This window comes from Terriglobia bacterium, from assembly GCA_020072645.1.
GTDB lineage: Bacteria > Acidobacteriota > Terriglobia > Terriglobales > Acidobacteriaceae > Angelobacter.
Genome location: JAIQGK010000012.1, coordinates 411,325 through 428,138, shown reverse-complemented (window position 1 = coordinate 428,138; position 16,814 = coordinate 411,325). Strand labels below are relative to the sequence as shown.

At 56.8% G+C, this 16,814-nt stretch carries 11 protein-coding genes; 8 read left to right on the top strand and 3 right to left on the bottom strand.

Translation table 11 applies throughout. The features are described from left to right. Positions 1 to 116: 116 nt before the first annotated feature. On the top strand, positions 117 to 2,159 hold the full coding sequence (gene thrS / locus LAO76_18395; protein ID MBZ5492893.1) for a threonine--tRNA ligase: 2,043 nt from the start codon (positions 117 to 119) through the stop codon (positions 2,157 to 2,159). A 37-nt stretch (positions 2,160 to 2,196) separates the two neighbouring features. On the opposite strand, the gene purF is transcribed toward thrS, so the two are convergent. Together purF and purL are read right to left on the bottom strand one after the other, a co-directional pair. After that, positions 2,197 to 3,585, bottom strand: coding sequence for an amidophosphoribosyltransferase (gene purF / locus LAO76_18390; protein MBZ5492892.1), 1,389 nt, complete (start codon positions 3,583 to 3,585; stop codon positions 2,197 to 2,199). A gap of 172 nt (positions 3,586 to 3,757) precedes the next feature. Then, complete coding sequence (purL, locus tag LAO76_18385) at positions 3,758 to 6,121, bottom strand: phosphoribosylformylglycinamidine synthase subunit PurL (protein MBZ5492891.1); 2,364 nt, start codon at positions 6,119 to 6,121, stop codon at positions 3,758 to 3,760. 196 nt (positions 6,122 to 6,317) lie between these two features. Between purL and selB the strand changes: the two genes are divergently transcribed. From selB to LAO76_18355, 6 genes are all read left to right on the top strand, one after another. After that, on the top strand, positions 6,318 to 8,219 hold the full coding sequence (gene selB / locus LAO76_18380) for a selenocysteine-specific translation elongation factor (GenBank protein ID MBZ5492890.1): 1,902 nt from the start codon (positions 6,318 to 6,320) through the stop codon (positions 8,217 to 8,219). A 93-nt stretch (positions 8,220 to 8,312) separates the two neighbouring features. Continuing rightward, positions 8,313 to 8,774, top strand: coding sequence for a helix-turn-helix domain-containing protein (locus LAO76_18375; protein ID MBZ5492889.1), 462 nt, complete (start codon positions 8,313 to 8,315; stop codon positions 8,772 to 8,774). Between the two features lie 133 nt (positions 8,775 to 8,907). Continuing rightward, positions 8,908 to 9,942 (top strand): NAD-dependent epimerase/dehydratase family protein, encoded by a 1,035-nt coding sequence (locus tag LAO76_18370; GenBank protein MBZ5492888.1) that lies wholly within the window; start codon positions 8,908 to 8,910, stop codon positions 9,940 to 9,942. A 125-nt stretch (positions 9,943 to 10,067) separates the two neighbouring features. Beyond that, complete coding sequence (locus LAO76_18365; protein MBZ5492887.1) at positions 10,068 to 10,550, top strand: GNAT family N-acetyltransferase; 483 nt, start codon at positions 10,068 to 10,070, stop codon at positions 10,548 to 10,550. A 77-nt stretch (positions 10,551 to 10,627) separates the two neighbouring features. Then, entirely contained in the window at positions 10,628 to 11,995 is a 1,368-nt protein-coding gene (gene trmFO, locus LAO76_18360; protein MBZ5492886.1) for a methylenetetrahydrofolate--tRNA-(uracil(54)-C(5))-methyltransferase (FADH(2)-oxidizing) TrmFO, read from the top strand. After that, positions 11,973 to 13,073, top strand: a complete 1,101-nt coding sequence (locus tag LAO76_18355; GenBank protein ID MBZ5492885.1) for a hypothetical protein — start codon at positions 11,973 to 11,975, stop codon at positions 13,071 to 13,073. Before trmFO ends, LAO76_18355 begins: the two co-directional genes overlap by 23 nt. Before the next feature lie 62 nt (positions 13,074 to 13,135). On the opposite strand, the gene der is transcribed toward LAO76_18355, so the two are convergent. Next, entirely contained in the window at positions 13,136 to 14,665 is a 1,530-nt protein-coding gene (der, locus tag LAO76_18350) for a ribosome biogenesis GTPase Der (GenBank protein ID MBZ5492884.1), read from the bottom strand. 49 nt (positions 14,666 to 14,714) lie between these two features. Here der and LAO76_18345 point away from each other — a divergent pair, with 49 nt between their 5' ends. After that, entirely contained in the window at positions 14,715 to 16,748 is a 2,034-nt protein-coding gene (locus tag LAO76_18345; GenBank protein ID MBZ5492883.1) for an ATP-dependent DNA helicase, read from the top strand. Positions 16,749 to 16,814: the final 66 nt, after the last annotated feature.

Sequence of the window (16,814 nt, the reverse complement as noted above, 5' to 3'; positions counted from 1 at the left end):
CAGTTTTCCCGTTCTAATAGCTATCCCCGTGCGTCGTTTGACCCTTCCTTTCCTGCTTCGCTAGACTGAAAGATCAATCTGCCATGGCCGAAAGCGGCTGTGCCACATCAATATCTATGGCCCAAAATATCCAAGTCACGCTTCCTGACGGAAGCAAAAAAGAAGTTCCCAGCGGCACCACGCCCCTTGATATCGCCCGCTCCATCAGTCCACGGCTGGCGGATGCAGCGCTGGTCGCGAAGGTGAAGCGTTCGGCTGTCGGCACTCAGCTTTCAGCCACTGAGTCTTCAGAATCCAAAGCGCCCGGCAGCATGCATGCGCCTGCCGCCAAAGATGGCTGGCAGTTTGCCGACCTGAGCAAGCCGCTGGAAGAAGACGTTGACCTGCGCCTGCTTACGGACCGCGATCCCGACGCGCTGTACGTTTACCGGCATTCGTCCGCCCATTTGCTGGCGACGGCGGTGCTGGAGCTTTTCCCTGAAACCAAGCTGGGCCACGGCCCGCCGACCGACACCGGCTTCTTCTATGACTTCTTCCGTCCAACGCCTTTTACTCCGGAAGACTTGGAAAAGATCGAGAAGCGCATGGGCGAAGTGGCCGCGCGCGACGAAAAGTTTGAGCGTGAATTTATCCCGCGCAATGAAGGGCTGGCGCGCTTCCGCGCTGAAGGCGACTTCATGAAGGTCCACTTCATTGAGCAGTTCACCAAACAGGGCGAACCCATTTCCACGTATCGCAACGGCAAGTTCGTGGACTTCTGCCGCGGGCCGCATGTCCCTTCCACCGGCAGGATCAAGGCTTTCAAGCTCACCAGCATCGCCGGCGCTTACTGGCTGGGCGACGAAAAGAACCCGCAGCTCCAGCGCATCTATGGCACCTCGTTCTTCAACAAGAAGGACCTGGAGCAGCACCTGCATGCTATTGAAGAAGCCAAAAAGCGCGACCATCGCGTGCTGGGCAAGCAGCTTGACCTGTTCAGCATTCAGGAGCTGGCCGGGCCGGGACTGATTTTCTGGCATCCCAAGGGCGGCCTCATCCGCAAGGAAATGGAAGACTGGATGCGTGATGAATATCTGAAGCGCGGGTACTCTCTGGTTTATACGCCGCATGTTTTCCGCGTGAACCTGTGGAAGACCAGCGGACATGAGGGTTATTACGCACAGAATATGTTCACGCCCATGGAGCTGGACGACGCGGAATACCGCATGAAACCGATGAACTGTCCCGGGCACATTCTCATCTATGCGGACTCGCTCAAGTCGTATCGCGACCTGCCGGTGCGTCTGGGCGAGCTTGGGACGGTGTATCGCTATGAGCGTTCTGGCGTAATGCATGGCTTGCTGCGCGTGCGCGGCTTTACCCAGGATGACGCCCACATCTTCTGCACTCCAGAACAGATTGAAGACGAGATTGCCGGCTGCATTGAGTTTGCGCTGGCGGTGCTCAAAACGTTCGGTTTCAATGAATATCAGGTCGAGCTCAGCATATGGGACCCCACTGACAAGAAGAGCTTCGTCGGCGGCGAGGAGAACTGGAACCGTGCCATCAACTCGCTGGAAAAAGTCCTGAAGCAGCTGAACATTCCTTACAAGACCATTGTGGGAGAAGCGGCTTTCTACGGGCCTAAGATCGATATCAAGCTGGTGGACGCCATCGGCCGCCTGTGGCAGCTATCCACGGTGCAGTTTGACTTTAACCTGCCGGAGCGCTTCAAGCTGGAATATGTTGCGGAAGATGGATCGCGTAAACAGCCGGTCATGGTGCATCGCGCGCTGTTTGGATCAGTGGAGCGTTTCTTCGGCGTGCTGATTGAGCATTACGCGGGAGCGTTCCCGGTGTGGCTGTCGCCCATACAGGTGGGGATTGTTCCCATCAGTGAGCGCCACTCTGAATATGGCCGGAAACTTGAGCAGCAATTAAAAGACGCCGGCATACGCGCGTTCATGGATGATCGCGCGGAAAAGATGAATGCAAGAATTCGCGACCTCACGTCGCAGAAGATTCCGTTTCTGCTGATCGTTGGCGACAAGGAAGCCGAAGCGGGCACGGTCAACGTGCGCCTCCGCGGGCAGATGCAGGCGGAAGGCACCATGCCGGCAGAACAGTTTGTGGAACGCGTCAAGAAATTGATTGCGGAGAAATCGGTAAGTCTGACCTAGCCGCAAATGGAGGCTGTTGAATCTTAGGCGGGAGAACCTACGGCTTCTCTGCTGCCACCGGTTGGATCTTATCCAGAGGAATAAAATCCGTCGGATAGACGCCGGTATAGCAGGACGAACAATAGGTCGTCTTCTCGCCTTCAGCGCAGGCTGCACGCAATCCTTCCAGCGATAAATACGCCAGCGAGTCAGCGCCAATGTAGTCGCGGATTTCTTCCAGCGACTTGTTCGACGCAATGAGCTGGCCCTTCGATGGCGTGTCCACGCCGTAATAGCACGGAGAAATCGTCGGCGGGCAGGAGATTCGCACGTGTACTTCCTTTGCGCCGGCATCGCGCACCATGCGGACAATCTTGCGGCTGGTAGTGCCGCGGACTATGGAATCGTCCACCAGAATTATCCGCTTGCCGGTGAGCAGACTGCGGATAGGATTCAGCTTGAGCTTTACGCCAAAGTCGCGCACGCGCTGCTCCGGCTCAATGAAGGTGCGTCCCACATAATGGTTGCGGATCAACCCAAAGCGGAATGGCAGCAGCGACTCAGAGGAATATCCCAGCGCTGCGGCCACGCCGGAGTCCGGCACGGGCACAACAAGATCGGCTTCTACCGGCGATTCCTTCGCCAACTGCCGTCCCATGGCTTCACGGCTCGCCTGCACGGATCGACCGAAAACCACGCTATCTGGGCGCGAGAAATATACATGCTCAAAGATGCAGGCGGACTGCTTCATCTCTGAAGCAAAATAACGCGAGAAAGTGCCTTCAGGCCCGACGACGACCATTTCTCCAGGCTTGACGTCACGCTCATAGACGGCCCCAATCAGGTCAAACGCGCAAGTCTCAGAGGCGAACACGACTGTATCGCCGGTGGGGCCACCGTTGGGAATGCGTCCCATGGAAAGCGGACGGAAGCCGCGCGGATCGCGAATAGCAAAAACGCGGTCGCGCGTCATCATCACCAGGGAAAACGCGCCTTCAATCCGTCGCAGCGCGTCGCATACGGCTTCCGGCAATGTGTGTTCCTTGGATTGCGCGATCAAATGCACGATAACTTCAGTATCGCTGGTGGTCTGGAAGATGGAGCCTTGCGCTTCCAGCCGTGCGCGGATTTCATTTGCGTTTACAAGGTTGCCATTGTGTGCCAGAGCAATCATGCCCTTGTTGCAGTCCACCATGATGGGCTGCGCGTTGAGCACGGCGGAGTCACCGGCAGTCGAGTAACGCGTGTGTCCGATGGCCAGATTACCCGGCAGCTTCTTGAGGGCATCTTCAGTAAATATTTCCGCTACCTCTCCCATGGCCTTGTGCATGAAGAGACGCTCGCCGTTGGACGACACAACGCCGGCAGACTCCTGTCCGCGGTGCTGCAACTGGTGCAACCCGAGGTACGCCATTGTGGAGGCTTCAAGGTGATTGTGCACCGCCATCACGCCGCATTCGTCTTTGAATTTGTCGCTGCGCTCCACACCGCTCAAGGTTCGTCTCCTGGCTGAATATCTTCAGCGCTTGTTGCTTGGCAGCTCGGCGCGTGGTCGGCCTCGCTGCTTTGTCTATCTGGCCAAGTACTAATTACTAAGTACCAATTACCGCTACCGCCTTTTAGCTTTTCTGCAACACTTCTGGCACCAGATGCTCCGGCGCGTCCACATGCAGTGCCTTCAATAACGCTGTGTCCCAGACCTGCCGCAGATCAGACACCTTTGCGGAGACCGCCTGCCTGCCGTCAATGGATATCACTAATTTTTCAGGAATCGTGCGTCCGATCCGGTCCGCGCGTACGCCCCATTTTACCGCTATTTGTTGGATGATTTCAGCCTTTTTAGGGTCGCAACTTATCACCACTCGGCTAGCAGTTTCTGCGAATAAAACCGCCTCGGTGAAGACACCATTGGAGTTAAGGTCCACCTCCGCGCCGACGTAAGGTGTGGCGGTCCCGGCCTTTGGCTTCACAAAGCTGGCTTCCGCTAGCGCTACAGCCACTCCGCCATCAGAGCAGTCATGCGCCGACTCAATCGCATGGTCAAGGATCAACTCGCGCAGGCACTTCTGTAGCGCGCCTTCCTGCTTCAGGTCGAGCGCGGGCGGTACGCCCCATATCTCTCCCAAGACCTCTTTCGCGTATTCCGATGAGCCAAACTCCGCTTCCGCATTCTTTGTCTCTGCCGATCCGCTCAGCAAAAAAACTTCACGATCCAGCTGTCGGAAGTGGAACGTCATGGCGTCCGTCACGTTCTCCAGCGTTCCCACAATGCCGATGACCGGCGTGGGATAAATCCCTTCACCCAGTGTCTCGTTGTAGAGGCTCACGTTGCCGCCGGTGATGGGCGTTTCCAGCGCGGTACAGGCCTCCGTAAGGCCATCCACTACCTGTGAGAACTGCCACATGATCTGCGGCTTTTCCGGATTGCCAAAGTTCAGGCAGTTCGTCGCCGCTACCGGCGTGGCTCCCGTGCATGAAACGTTGCGTGCCGATTCCGCCACCGCATGCATCGCACCCAGTTTTGGGTCAAGCCAGCACCAGCGTCCGTTGCCGTCCAGCGCCATGGCCAGTGCGCGCTTCGATCCTTTAATCCTCATCAGCCCTGCGTCCGCGCCCGGCCCTTCCACGGTGTTCGATTGCACCATGGAGTCGTACTGCTCAAAAATCCAGCGCTTGGAGCAGATGTTCGGCGCAGCCAACAGCCGCTTCAGATTTTCTGTCAGATCCCTCGCGCTACTCCATTTCACGTTTGAGGGCTTCGTGCGCGATACCGGCGCGGTCCATGGCTCCATCGGCCGGTGATACAGCGGCGCATCGTCGGTCAGCGCGGTGTTGGGAATGTCTGCGACCAGCTTTCCGTGTTCCAGCACGCGCAGCCTGCCGCCACTGGTTACTCTTCCGACAATCACGCCATCGAGCCCCCATTTTTCAAACACCTTCAATACTTCCTGCTCGCGTCCGCTTTCAGCCACCAGCAGCATCCGCTCCTGCGATTCGCTAAGCATGATCTCGTAAGCATTCATGTCGGTTTCGCGCTGCGGCACCATATCGAGTTCAATCTCAATACCAACTCCACCACGCGCTCCCATTTCGCAGGTCGAACAGGTCAGTCCCGCAGCGCCCATATCCTGTATGCCAACGACCGCTCCGGTGTGCATGGCTTCCACGCAGGCTTCCAGCAGCAGCTTTTCCAGAAACGGATCGCCCACCTGCACGTTGGGCCGCTTCTGCTCAGAGCCTTCGCTGAACTCTTCACTCGCCATGGTCGCGCCGTGGATGCCGTCGCGTCCGGTCTTTGCCCCCACGTAAATCACCGGGTTGCCCTCACCCGCGGCTTTGGCGTAAAAGATCTGGTCGCGCCGCACCAGCCCCAGCGCAAACGCATTCACCAGCGGATTTCCCGAATAACACGGCTCAAACTTCGTTTCGCCGCCCAGGTTGGGCACACCAAAACAATTTCCGTATGAAGCTATCCCGCTGACCACGCCTTCCAGCACGGAATGGTTCTTGTGTACCGTCGCCTGATCCATGCCTTTGGTCGTCGCGCCGGAACCAGACGAACCTGAAGTGATCGGCCCAAACCGCAATGAATCCATCACCGCAAAAGGCCGCGCGCCCATGGTAAAGATGTCACGCAGGATTCCGCCCACGCCTGTAGCCGCGCCCTGGAACGGTTCAATGAAAGATGGATGATTGTGGGACTCGATCTTGAACGCGCAGGCCCAACCATCGCCAATATCGATGATGCCTGCGTTCTCTCCCGGCCCCTGCACCACCAGCTTGCTGCGCGTGGGCAGCCGCTTCAAGTGGACGCGCGACGACTTGTACGAGCAGTGCTCGCTCCACATCACGCTGAAAATTCCCAGCTCCGTGAGCGACGGTTCGCGCCCCAGCGAGGCCTTGATCCGTTCATATTCTTCCGGCGTGATGCCGTGATCTTTTATGACTTCAGGAGTAATGGCGGAAGCGTGTGTCGTAGGCATCGGGGTACTTCTATTTTCTCACGGCTTCAGCTCCGCAGGTACCAGGAACAGCGGCAACTTGCGTCTCCGGAGCGCCAGAAGAGGATCCGATCCGCATTTATCCACATTCATCCGCGGTGGGACTCTCCTGATCAGTGTCATCAGTGTTCATTAACGGTAAGGTTTTTGATTTTCTTATCTATTACACTGATTTGGAATGAAGCATGTCATCATCGGCACCGCCGGACACATCGACCACGGCAAGACCGCGCTGGTCAAGGCCCTCACAGGCATTGATGCCGACCGTCTGGAGGAAGAGAAGCGCCGCGGCATAACCATTGATCTCGGCTTCGCTCACCTGGAGCTCGCCGCACCCAGCGGAGAGAAGATTCGTTTGGGCTTCATAGACGTTCCGGGGCACGAGCGCTTTGTCCGCAACATGCTCGCCGGCGTCGGAGGAATTGACCTCGTCCTCATGGTCATTGCCGCCGACGAATCCATCAAGCCGCAGACCTGCGAGCATTTTGAAATCTGCCGCCTGCTCTCCATCCCACGCGGCATCACCGTGATCACCAAAGCGGACATGGTCGATGAAGACACGCTCAGCGTCGTGCGCATGGAGATTGAAGACTTCGTGCGCGGATCGTTTCTCGATGTGAGCCGGTCACCGGTCGTCGCTGTGAGCGCGCTCAAAGGAACCGGTCTGGACGAACTGAAGCGCGAGATCATTCGTCTTGCCGCTGACGTTCCCGCCCGCGATACCGAAGCGCTCTTTCGCTTGCCTATTGACCGTGTCTTCACCATGAAGGGCTTTGGCGCAGTCGTGACCGGCACACTCATCGCCGGCAAGGTAAAAAAGGAAGAAGAAGTTGAGGTCTTCCCTTCGCGCAAGCGTGCGCGCGTGCGCGGCGTGCAAGTGCATGGCAGCAGCGCAGAGCAAGCCATTGCCGGCCAGCGAACCGCGCTCAACCTCGCGGGTGTACAGATGGAAGAACTGGCGCGTGGCATGACGCTGGCTGCGCCCGGCGTCTTCGAGCCCACACAAAGATTTGAGGTCCAGATATCTCTTCTCAAAGACGCCAAGCCGCTCAAGAACCGCGCGCGTGTTCACTTCCATGCGTTTACCTCAGAGACGATCGCCGAGGTCGCTCTGCATGTCATAACCGAACTCAAGCCCGGCGCTTCGGCCTTCGCTCAGCTCCGCGCTGCCGAACCTCTCTTGCTGCTGCCCGGCGACCGCGCCATCCTGCGTCAGTTTTCGCCGGTCGTCACAATTGGCGGAGCTGTGGTGCTGGACGCATTCCCGTTGTCACGCCAGAAACAGGATGCCGTCCAACGTTTCTTGCAGATACTTTCTTCCGGCAATCGACAGGAGGCCGTGCTGGCGCGCATTGCGCGGCGCGGACATGAAGGTCTTTCACTGGCTGCGGCAGTGCGTGAGACCGGATTGAAGCAATCAGTCCTGCAGCCTGCGATCGCCGCGCTGGCACAGCAAAAACAAATTATCCAGGTCGGAGACTTCCTGCTCTCCGGCGAAGCCATGCACAAAACCCGGGAGAAACTTGTCGCCACGCTCGAAGCGTTTCACAAAGCCAATCCGCTGGTCGGCGGCATCAGCAAAGAAGAGCTGCGCGAGAAGTTGGGCCTTCACCAGACCGTAATGGAAGCCATGCTCGCCCAGCTCACGCGCGACAAGAAAGCTGAAGTCGCAGGCGAGCAGGTCCGGCTCGCCGGCCGTGGCGTGGAGTTGAAAGACGAAGAGGCAAAAGCCAAGCAGCAGATTGAAAGGGCCTTTGCCGATGCCGGCCTGAAAGTGCCGCTGATGAAAGAAGTGCTCGACAGACTTCCCATCGACAAGGCGCGAGCTCAAAAGCTCGTCACTCTTCTGCTCCGCGACCGCGTGTTGATCAAGCTGGCTGACGACCTGGTATTTCATCACACTGCCTTACAAGGCTTGCGCCAGCTCATGGCCGCGCAGAAAGCCAAGACGCCCAAGATCGACGTTGGGGCCTTTAAAGACCTTATCGGCGTAACCCGCAAATACGCCATTCCTCTGCTTGAATACCTTGACCAGCAGCGCGTTACCCGCCGCGTGGGCGACGAACGCGTAATTCTATAATGGCATAGTCAAAACCTAAAGCAGACATGCGACAATTTTGCCAATTTATTGTCGCATGTGTCGCACGTATGCTATCCTTCGTCCATGGAATTGATGTCCAAGCGTGAAGCGGCCGAGCTGCTGGGTGTTTCCACCCGAGGAATTGAGCGGGCGGTTCGTCGCGGCCACTTGAACGTGGTCTACCACGACAGCAAACATGGCAAAAAAGCCTGGTTTTCCCCCGGAGATCTGGAGCGCTATCGGCAGCAACAGCAGGCGCGCGGTCCAGTGGGATTCATGACCGGCTCCGGTGGCGGCCCTACCATTGGCACTGTGATCCCGAGGGTCGAGATGCAGCCGCGACCGCCCGCAGAACTGTCACGGCGAACCATGGCAAAGACGGTCCCGATTATCGACCGCCTGACGTTGATGATCGCTGAAGCGGCGCAACTCTCCGGTTTGCCGCGCAAGTTTCTGATAGAGAGCGTTCGTTCAGGAGCTCTGAAGTCCGTAAAAATCGGTCGCATCGCTTTTATCAAACGCAGCGACTTGAATGAGTTTGTGCGATGCCTCTGAAATTTTTGCCGCGGACTTCTTGGATCTTCGCGGACAAGAACTCGTGCGTATCAAAGTTCAACCAGGGTCCAAGGCGCGAAGCCGTGAGGCTGGATAGTAAAAGAAGTACGAGGGCTTCGGAAGGAACGGCACCATGAAGATTCTTCTCATCGGCGGCAGCGGTTTTATTGGTCCATCAACAGTCACAGCCCTGCAGAACGGCGGACACAACCTAACTATTTTTCATCGCGGCAAGACCAGTGCTCCGCAAGGCACAGAAGAAATTCTTGGCGATCGCCAGTTTCTGCAGGACCATCAGCCTGAGTTCCGCCAACAGAAGTTTGATGTTGTCGTCGATTTCGTTCTCAGCTCCGGCCGCCAGGCTCAGCAACTCATGGACACTTTCCGCGGCATTGCCAGCCGCGTCGTCGCGCTCAGCAGCATGGACGTATATCGCGCCTGGGGAATCTTTTATCGCTCGGAAGCCGGCGGCTTGCAGGAATTACCGCTGACCGAGGACTCTGATCTCCGGACAAGCCGCGTCAAATATCCGCCTGATGCGCTCAAGAGGGCGCAAGCCATTTACGGCTGGATGGATGCCGAGTATGACAAGATTCCCGTTGAACAGGCCGTGGTGAGCGACGAGAAACTGCCCGGCACAATTCTGCGTTTGCCGATGATCTACGGCCCGGGCGATCCGGTGCAGCGCTTCCATCCGATATTGAAGCGCATTGACGATGGCCGAAAGCAAATCATCTTTGCCGACGATGTTGCGCCGTTGCGCACACCTCGCGGCTATGTTGAAGATGTTGGCGCCTCTATCGCGTTGGCAGCCACATCTTCGCAGGCTGCTGGTCGCGTTTACAACGTTTGCGAAACAGAATCTTTCGGCGAGCTCGATTGGGCGCGAAAGATTGCGGCCGCAACAGGATGGCAAGGTGAGTTCATCGTCGTGCCGCATGACCGCACACCGAAACATCTGCTCTGGCCCGGAAACACCTCGCAGCATATCGTGGTGTCATCCGATCGAATCCGCAAAGAACTGGGCTACCGCGAAGTCGTCCCGCGCGAAGAAGCAATTCGCCGTACTATTGAATGGGACCGGGCAAATCCGTCGGCAGCACCTCTCGCGCAATTCGATTATGTCGCTGAGGACGCGGCGCTGGCGCAGTTCAAAGCCACGGCGTGAGAGAAGGCGGCAATCAGGGAATCAAGACGGGCCATCACAACACCGACGTAGACTTGCGGCTAAGTACCAAATGCTAAGTACCGTTCCTTTGCGCCCTTCGCGTCCTTTGCGGTAACTTCTAAATAATGCTTTCCATCCGCAAAGCCACGGCCCATGACGCGCCTCTGATTCTCAACTTTATCCGCCGGCTCGCGGAGTATGAGCGCGAACCGGACGCGGTTGTCGCGACAGAGGCAGACTTAATCCGCGACGGTTTTGGCTCGGAACCCAAGTTCCGCTGTCTGATTGCGGAATGGGACGGCGCTCCGGCCGGCTTCGCGCTTTTTCATTACAACTACTCCACATGGCGCGGCCACGCGGGACTCTACCTGGAAGACCTTTTTGTCCTGGTGGAGATGCGCGGCAAAGGCATTGGCAAAGCCCTCCTCCAGCGTCTGGCCCAGATCGCCCTGGAAGAAAGCTGCTACGGTTTACGCTGGATGGTATTGGAGTGGAACGACCCCGCGTTGAAGTTTTATGAATCGCTGGGAGCAGAACTATTAGGTGAATGGGAGACCATGCTGCTGCGCGGCAAGCCGCTGCAGCGGCTTGCCGGTGTCAGCGTCTAGCGATTCGCTCGCGAATCGCGGGCCTTCAGGCAGACGTTCATCGCGATAGCGATGAAACCTTCGGAGACACGCAATCAGTGACTACCAAAATCAAAATCATTGGCGCGGGACTGGCAGGCTGTGAAGCCGCGTGGCAATGCGCGCGGCGCGGCCTTGAAGTCGAGTTGTACGAGATGCGTCCGGTCAAATCCACCCCCGCGCACCAGACAGATAAGTTCGCCGAACTCGTCTGTTCCAACTCGCTCAAGTCAGAAAGCGAGAATACAGCGCCCTGGCTCCTGAAAGAAGAAATGCGGCGCATGGATTCTCTGCTGTTGCGAATCGCGAAGGAAACCAGCGTTCCCGCCGGGCACGCTCTTGCGGTCGATCGAGAGACATTTGCGGCCAAAGTCACAGAAGCAATCTCTTCCGAGCCTAATATCAAAATCATCCGCCAGGAAGTTGCGCAGATCAATGAATCCGACGGGCTCACTATCGTCGCCACCGGGCCGCTCACATCAGATGCGCTCTCGCTGGAGATTGCGCGCCTTTCCGGCAGCGATCATCTTTTCTTTTACGACTCCATCAGTCCCATTGTTGAAGCCGACTCCATTGACATGAGCAAGGTTTACATGGCGGCGCGCTATGGCAAAGGCACTGCGGACTACATCAACTGTCCGTTTACAAAAGACGAGTACAACCGTTTTATTGATGCGCTCACCTCGGCTGAAATGGTGGAAGGGCATGACTGGGAGAACCTGAATTATTTTGAGGGCTGTTTACCGATTGAAGAGATTGGCCGCCGCGGCCGCGATACGCTGCGCTTTGGTCCTATGAAGCCGGTCGGGCTCGACGATCCCAAGACCGGCAAGTGGCCGTATGCCGTAGTGCAGCTGCGCCAGGAAAACCTGCGTGCCGACTCTTACAATCTGGTCGGCTTCCAGAACCACCTGAAGTTCGGCGATCAGGCGCGCGTCTTGCGGCTGATCCCCGGCCTTGAGAATGCAAAGTTCCTGCGCTATGGACAGATCCATCGCAACACATACATCAACGCGCCCATGCTACTTACAGAATTATTGAACCTGAAGCAGCATCCCAACGTATTCTTGAGTGGGCAGATTTCCGGAGTGGAAGGCTACACGGAGTCGATTGCCATGGGCATGCTGACGGGAATAAACGTAGCTCGCATCGCGCAGGGACTCACTGCGGTTCCGCCACCGCGCGAGACAGCGCTGGGCTCGCTGGTGCATTACATCTGCCATGCGGAAAGCAAAAGTTTTCAGCCGGCCAACATCACGTTTGATCTGCTGCCGCAGTTGGATGAAGCCACGCGACGCCGTGTGCGCGACAAGAAACAACGTCACAAAATGGTTTGTGAAAAAGCGCTGGGGAGTCTAGCGTCATGGCTCCAAGAGATCACAATGCACTCTACGGTAAATGCTTATGAATCGTCTATCCGCCATTGATGCGTTTGCGCCGGCTTTTGCGCGCGTGCGCGCCATGCTCTTCCATCCCTTCCGCCTCGGTACATGGTTAAAGATGGGTCTGATCGGCCTGCTGGGCGGTGGTGCAATTGTTTCCAGCGGTGGCTCCAATTTTCGCGCGCCGGTCATGCCCCGCAATCTGCCGCATGGTGACCTTCCTCCCAATGCTGAAGACATTCTGCGCGCCATCCGCTCTATCCATCTCGCTGACTATTTCCATGTTATTGTCATCGTAATCGGCGTAATTGTTGCCTTCGCGTTGATTTTTCTTTACCTGTTCTGCCGCTTCCGTTTCATTCTGTTCGATTCGGTGGTTGCCGGGCAGCCAGAAATCGAGCGCGGATGGCTAAAATATGAGTCTCAGGCCAATCGTTATTTCGGATTCTGGCTGGCATTCCGGCTGGTCACGTGGGGAGCGCTATTCCTGATTGTGGGCGTACCCTTGTGGAAGGCTTACAAAAGCGGCATTTTCAGCGGTGATAACTCTCTGCCCATTTTCTTTGCGATGATTGCCTCCGTGGCGCTGGGCGCGCTTATCGTTGGCATCGCTTTCGCAATCATCTCCACGCTGGCCAAGGATTTTGTGATGCCGGTGATGGCGCTCGATGATCTTTCTGTTGGCGACGCATGGTCCGCGGTGTGGCGCGTGGCAGCTTCTGAGCCGGGAGCTTGGGCCGGCTACATGGGGATGAAACTGCTTTGCGCGATTGGGAGTTCCATCGCGCTTACCATCGCTTTCTTCATTGCCGCGATCCCTGCGTTTATCCTGATCGGTATTCCAGTTGGTATTTTGGCATTGCTCGGAGTATTGGCTTTCAAGGCCATCGGCGCGGTGTTTGGGATCATTATCTTTTGCGTTGCCGTCCTGCTGGCCGCTGCCGGGTTTATTTGCCTGCTGCTGATTCTTACCGCGCCAATCTCTGTCTTCTTTACATCGTATGCGCTTTACTTCTTTGGCGGACGTTATCCCAAACTGGCAGCATTGCTATCGCCACAGCCTATTCCGCCCGCGCCGATCTCCCCGATAGCTGGCACGCAACCGGTACCACAAGGGCCATAATCACCGAACGGTTATTCAGTGCGCAGGGACTTCCTAGTGAGCCATAAATCACGATGCTTGCTTTATCGGCGCTTTGATTTCTTCTTCGGTCCCAGCTCAACTTTCGTCCTGGGGCGGTTCTTGATCCATATGGGCGTGCCTACAAAGCCGAACTTCTGGCGGATCTGGTTCTGCAGAAAGCGTTCGTAGGAAAAGTGCAGTTTCACGTCTTTATCTGTAAAAAGAATGAACGTAGGCGGGGAAGCGTAAGCCTGCGTCATGTAAAAGATCTTTACCTGCTGGCGGTGCGGGACGGACGCGCGGGTAAAGTCCACTGACTCCAGGAATTTGTTCATCTGGGAAGTGCCGATGCGCTTGCGTCTCTCTCTAGACACCAGTTCAAGGGCGCGGAAAATCTTGTCAATGTTCTTGCCCGCCGCCGCAGAGACAAAGACCATAGGCGCATAGTCCAGAAACTTCAAGGCTCGACGTGCCTGCTTTTCATAAAGATCGCGATCTGCAGGGGGGCGACCATCCTTACGCCCAGGTCCAACCAGGTCCCATTTGTTCACAATCACAATCACTGACCTGCCGCTTTCATGCGCATATCCACCGATAGTAGCGTCCAGGCCTGTCACACCTTCCACCGCGTCAATCACCAGCAGCGCGACGTCAGCGGCCTCAAGGTGTTTGCGGGCCATTACCACAGAAAGTTTTTCCGCCATCAGGTGTGTCTTGCCTTTGCGGCGGATTCCAGCGGTGTCAATAAACCTGTAGGTGTGGCCGTCTTTTTCAATCAGCTCGTCAATGGCATCACGCGTGGTGCCCGCAATCGGTGAAACGATAGCGCGCGAACTGCCAGTGAGTATGTTGAGCAACGTGGATTTGCCCACGTTGGGATGGCCTATGATCGCTACCTTTGTCTCTTTTTTCTCTTCTTCGGAAGCCTCACGCTCGGAAGTTTCTGCCGCAGATCCTTCCTCGACATCTTCGGCCGGCACATTCTTTGCGCCATGGCGATCATGTTCCGGCTCATTTGGCGCCATCACGACCGGCACAACCTCCATAATCGCGTCCATTAATTCCATGGTGCCCAGGCCATGTTCGGCGGCAATGGGAAAGACCTCACGGATACCCAGCGTCCTGAAGTTCTGCGCGGCAGCTTCCTGCTTCGGCGAGTCAACTTTGTTCACGGCCAGAAAAAGCGGTTTGCCCAGGCGCTGCAGCAGTCGGGCCAACTCCATGTCGGGTGACGCCAGCTCCGTGCGCGCGTCCACCACCATCACAACCGCATTGGATTCTTCCAGCGCCACCCTGGCCTGGCGGAATATCTCCGCGGGAATCAAGGCTTTGTCGTCCGGAACAATCCCGCCGGTATCTACCATGCGCAGCAGACGGCCGTCCCAGTTGACTTCACTATAGAGGCGGTCGCGCGTGATGCCGGGTTCGTCGCCTACAATGGCGCGGCGTGATCCCGTGAGCCGGTTGAAAAGCGTGGACTTGCCCACGTTGGGCCGGCCAACGATGGCTACGAGCGGTGGTTTCAATTTGCTTTTAGTCTCTGACAATACTGCTCCACGTCCGAATCTAATTTTGTGGCTCCGGAGCGCCAATTGCTAACCGATAATTGCTGTTCCCGGCTATTATAAAAACACGCTCGCCATGGCCTCTTCCTACCAGCCCGAAACCGCCGCCATTCCCGCACGACGGCTGCCCACGCTGCATGAGTTCTTTGCCCCGGGAGGATTGCTCAGCAAGGCGCACCCCAATTATGAATTCCGTCGCGGCCAGTTGCAGATGGCGGAAGCGGTGGAAAAAGCCCTGGTGGAGCATCGTCACCTTATCGTGGAAGCCGGCACGGGAACAGGCAAGACTCTGGCCTACCTTTTGCCGGTGATCCGCAGCGGCAAGCGCGTGATTATTTCCACCGGCACCAAGAACCTGCAGGAACAGCTCTTCTTCAAGGATATCCCATTCCTGGAGCAACATCTGGGGAAGCTGCGCGTTTGCTACATGAAAGGCCGCAACAATTATCTTTGCCGCCAGAAACTTTACGATCTTACCAACCAGCCAGTCTTGAATGGACTGCAGGAGATTGAGCAGTATCGGCAGATCGCCAAATGGGAAGAGACGACGGAGAGCGGGGATCGCGCCGAGCTGAAGAGTATTCCGGACAGCGCGCAGTTGTGGCAGAAACTTGACGCGCGCACGGAGCGCTGCACTGGGCAGAAATGCCAGCAGTGGGACCGCTGCTTTATCACGGAGATGCACCGCCGCGCCGCGGAGAGTGACATCATCATTGTGAACCACCATCTCTTTTTTGCCGATCTCTCGCTGCGCCAGTCGGGTGGCCCGGATGCCGGAGTTCTGCCGGACTTCTCGGCCGTGATCTTTGATGAAGCGCACGAACTGGAAGACGTTGCAGGAAGCTACTTTGGCGTGAGCGTCAGCAACCTGCGTTTTGAGGAACTGGCGCGCGATATTGAAGCCACGCTGCAACATAAGAAAGCCATTTCGCCGGGAGTAATTACTGCGCTCGCCAAGTTGCGTGAGCGGTCACGATTTTTCTTTGGCTTGCTGCCGGCCGGCGAAGGGCGATCAGCCTTCACCAACCGTGATGAATTCCTGGAAAAGCATGGCGATGACTATGACGCGGTAATGCAATCTTTGGGACGTGTGCTGGCGGAGCTTGAGTTGCTGCCGCAAAAGCCGGAAGAAGTTTTTGGCTTTTCTCGCCGTACACAGGAGTTGCAGGCCCAGCTTGCGTTCATTCTGGAGTCAACGGACAAGAACACAGTCTTTTGGATTGAGTACCGAGGTGAGGGCCGTCGCACCCGTGGCGGGCAGACGCACATTGTGCTCCAGGCAACGCCCATTGACGTTTCGCAGATCCTGAAGCAAACGCTTTTTGAGAATCTGGAAACCGCTGTCCTGACTTCCGCCACACTGGCCGTTGCCGGCAATCCTGATCGCGGGAACTTTGATTATGTCCGGCAGCGTGTGGGGCTGGAGCATGCGCGTGAAATGGTGGTAACGTCCCACTTTGACTATGCGAAGCAGGCGATTCTTTATGTTCCTCCGGACATGCCTGATCCACGTTCGCCCCAGTTCGGGCGTTCAGCCGCTGAGAAAATCCGCCGTCTTCTCGATATCACGCAGGGCCGCGCCTTCTGTCTTTTCACCAGCTACGCGCAGATGAATGATATCCATGACCGTCTGCTCGGCGAGCTTCCATTCCCTATGTTGTTGCAAGGCTCAGCGCCCAAGAACGCGCTACTGGAAGAATTTCGTCTCACGCCGAACGCGGTGTTGTTTGCCACCTCGTCATTCTGGCAGGGGGTTGACGTGCAAGGTGAACAGCTTAGCTGCGTGATCATTGACCGGCTGCCGTTCGCGGTGCCGAATGATCCTGTTGTCGCAGCACGCATCAGCGCCATTAACGGCGCTGGAGGCAACGCATTTTTTGAATATCAGGTCCCGGCGGCGGTGATCTCGCTGAAGCAGGGCTTTGGCCGCCTGATCCGCTCGGTAAAAGATCGAGGCGTGCTTGCGCTATTGGACAACCGCTTGCTGAAGCAACGCTACGGCCGCACTTTTATTGATAGCCTTCCCGCCTATAAGAAGACGAAAGACCTGGCGGACGTGGACCAATTCTTCTCCGGCGCAAGCGAAAGAAATGCTTCCGACCTGAAATAGCGATTGCAACAAGATTGGACCGGCAATTGACCGATCCAGAGAGTTGCAGCTTGAGCGTCGAAGTTT

Excerpts from the sequence above, each read along its gene's own strand:
- thrS (MBZ5492893.1), top strand. The coding sequence starts at position 117 with ATGGCCCAAAATATCCAAGTCACGCTTCCTGACGGAAGCAAAAAAGAA.
- purF (MBZ5492892.1), bottom strand. The coding sequence starts at position 3,585 with ATGGCGGTGCACAATCACCTTGAAGCCTCCACAATGGCGTACCTCGGG.
- purL (MBZ5492891.1), bottom strand. The coding sequence starts at position 6,121 with ATGCCTACGACACACGCTTCCGCCATTACTCCTGAAGTCATAAAAGAT.
- selB (MBZ5492890.1), top strand. The coding sequence starts at position 6,318 with ATGAAGCATGTCATCATCGGCACCGCCGGACACATCGACCACGGCAAG.
- LAO76_18375 (MBZ5492889.1), top strand. The coding sequence starts at position 8,313 with ATGTCCAAGCGTGAAGCGGCCGAGCTGCTGGGTGTTTCCACCCGAGGA.
- LAO76_18370 (MBZ5492888.1), top strand. The coding sequence starts at position 8,908 with ATGAAGATTCTTCTCATCGGCGGCAGCGGTTTTATTGGTCCATCAACA.
- LAO76_18365 (MBZ5492887.1), top strand. The coding sequence starts at position 10,068 with ATGCTTTCCATCCGCAAAGCCACGGCCCATGACGCGCCTCTGATTCTC.
- LAO76_18355 (MBZ5492885.1), top strand. The coding sequence starts at position 11,973 with ATGAATCGTCTATCCGCCATTGATGCGTTTGCGCCGGCTTTTGCGCGC.
- LAO76_18345 (MBZ5492883.1), top strand. The coding sequence starts at position 14,715 with ATGGCCTCTTCCTACCAGCCCGAAACCGCCGCCATTCCCGCACGACGG.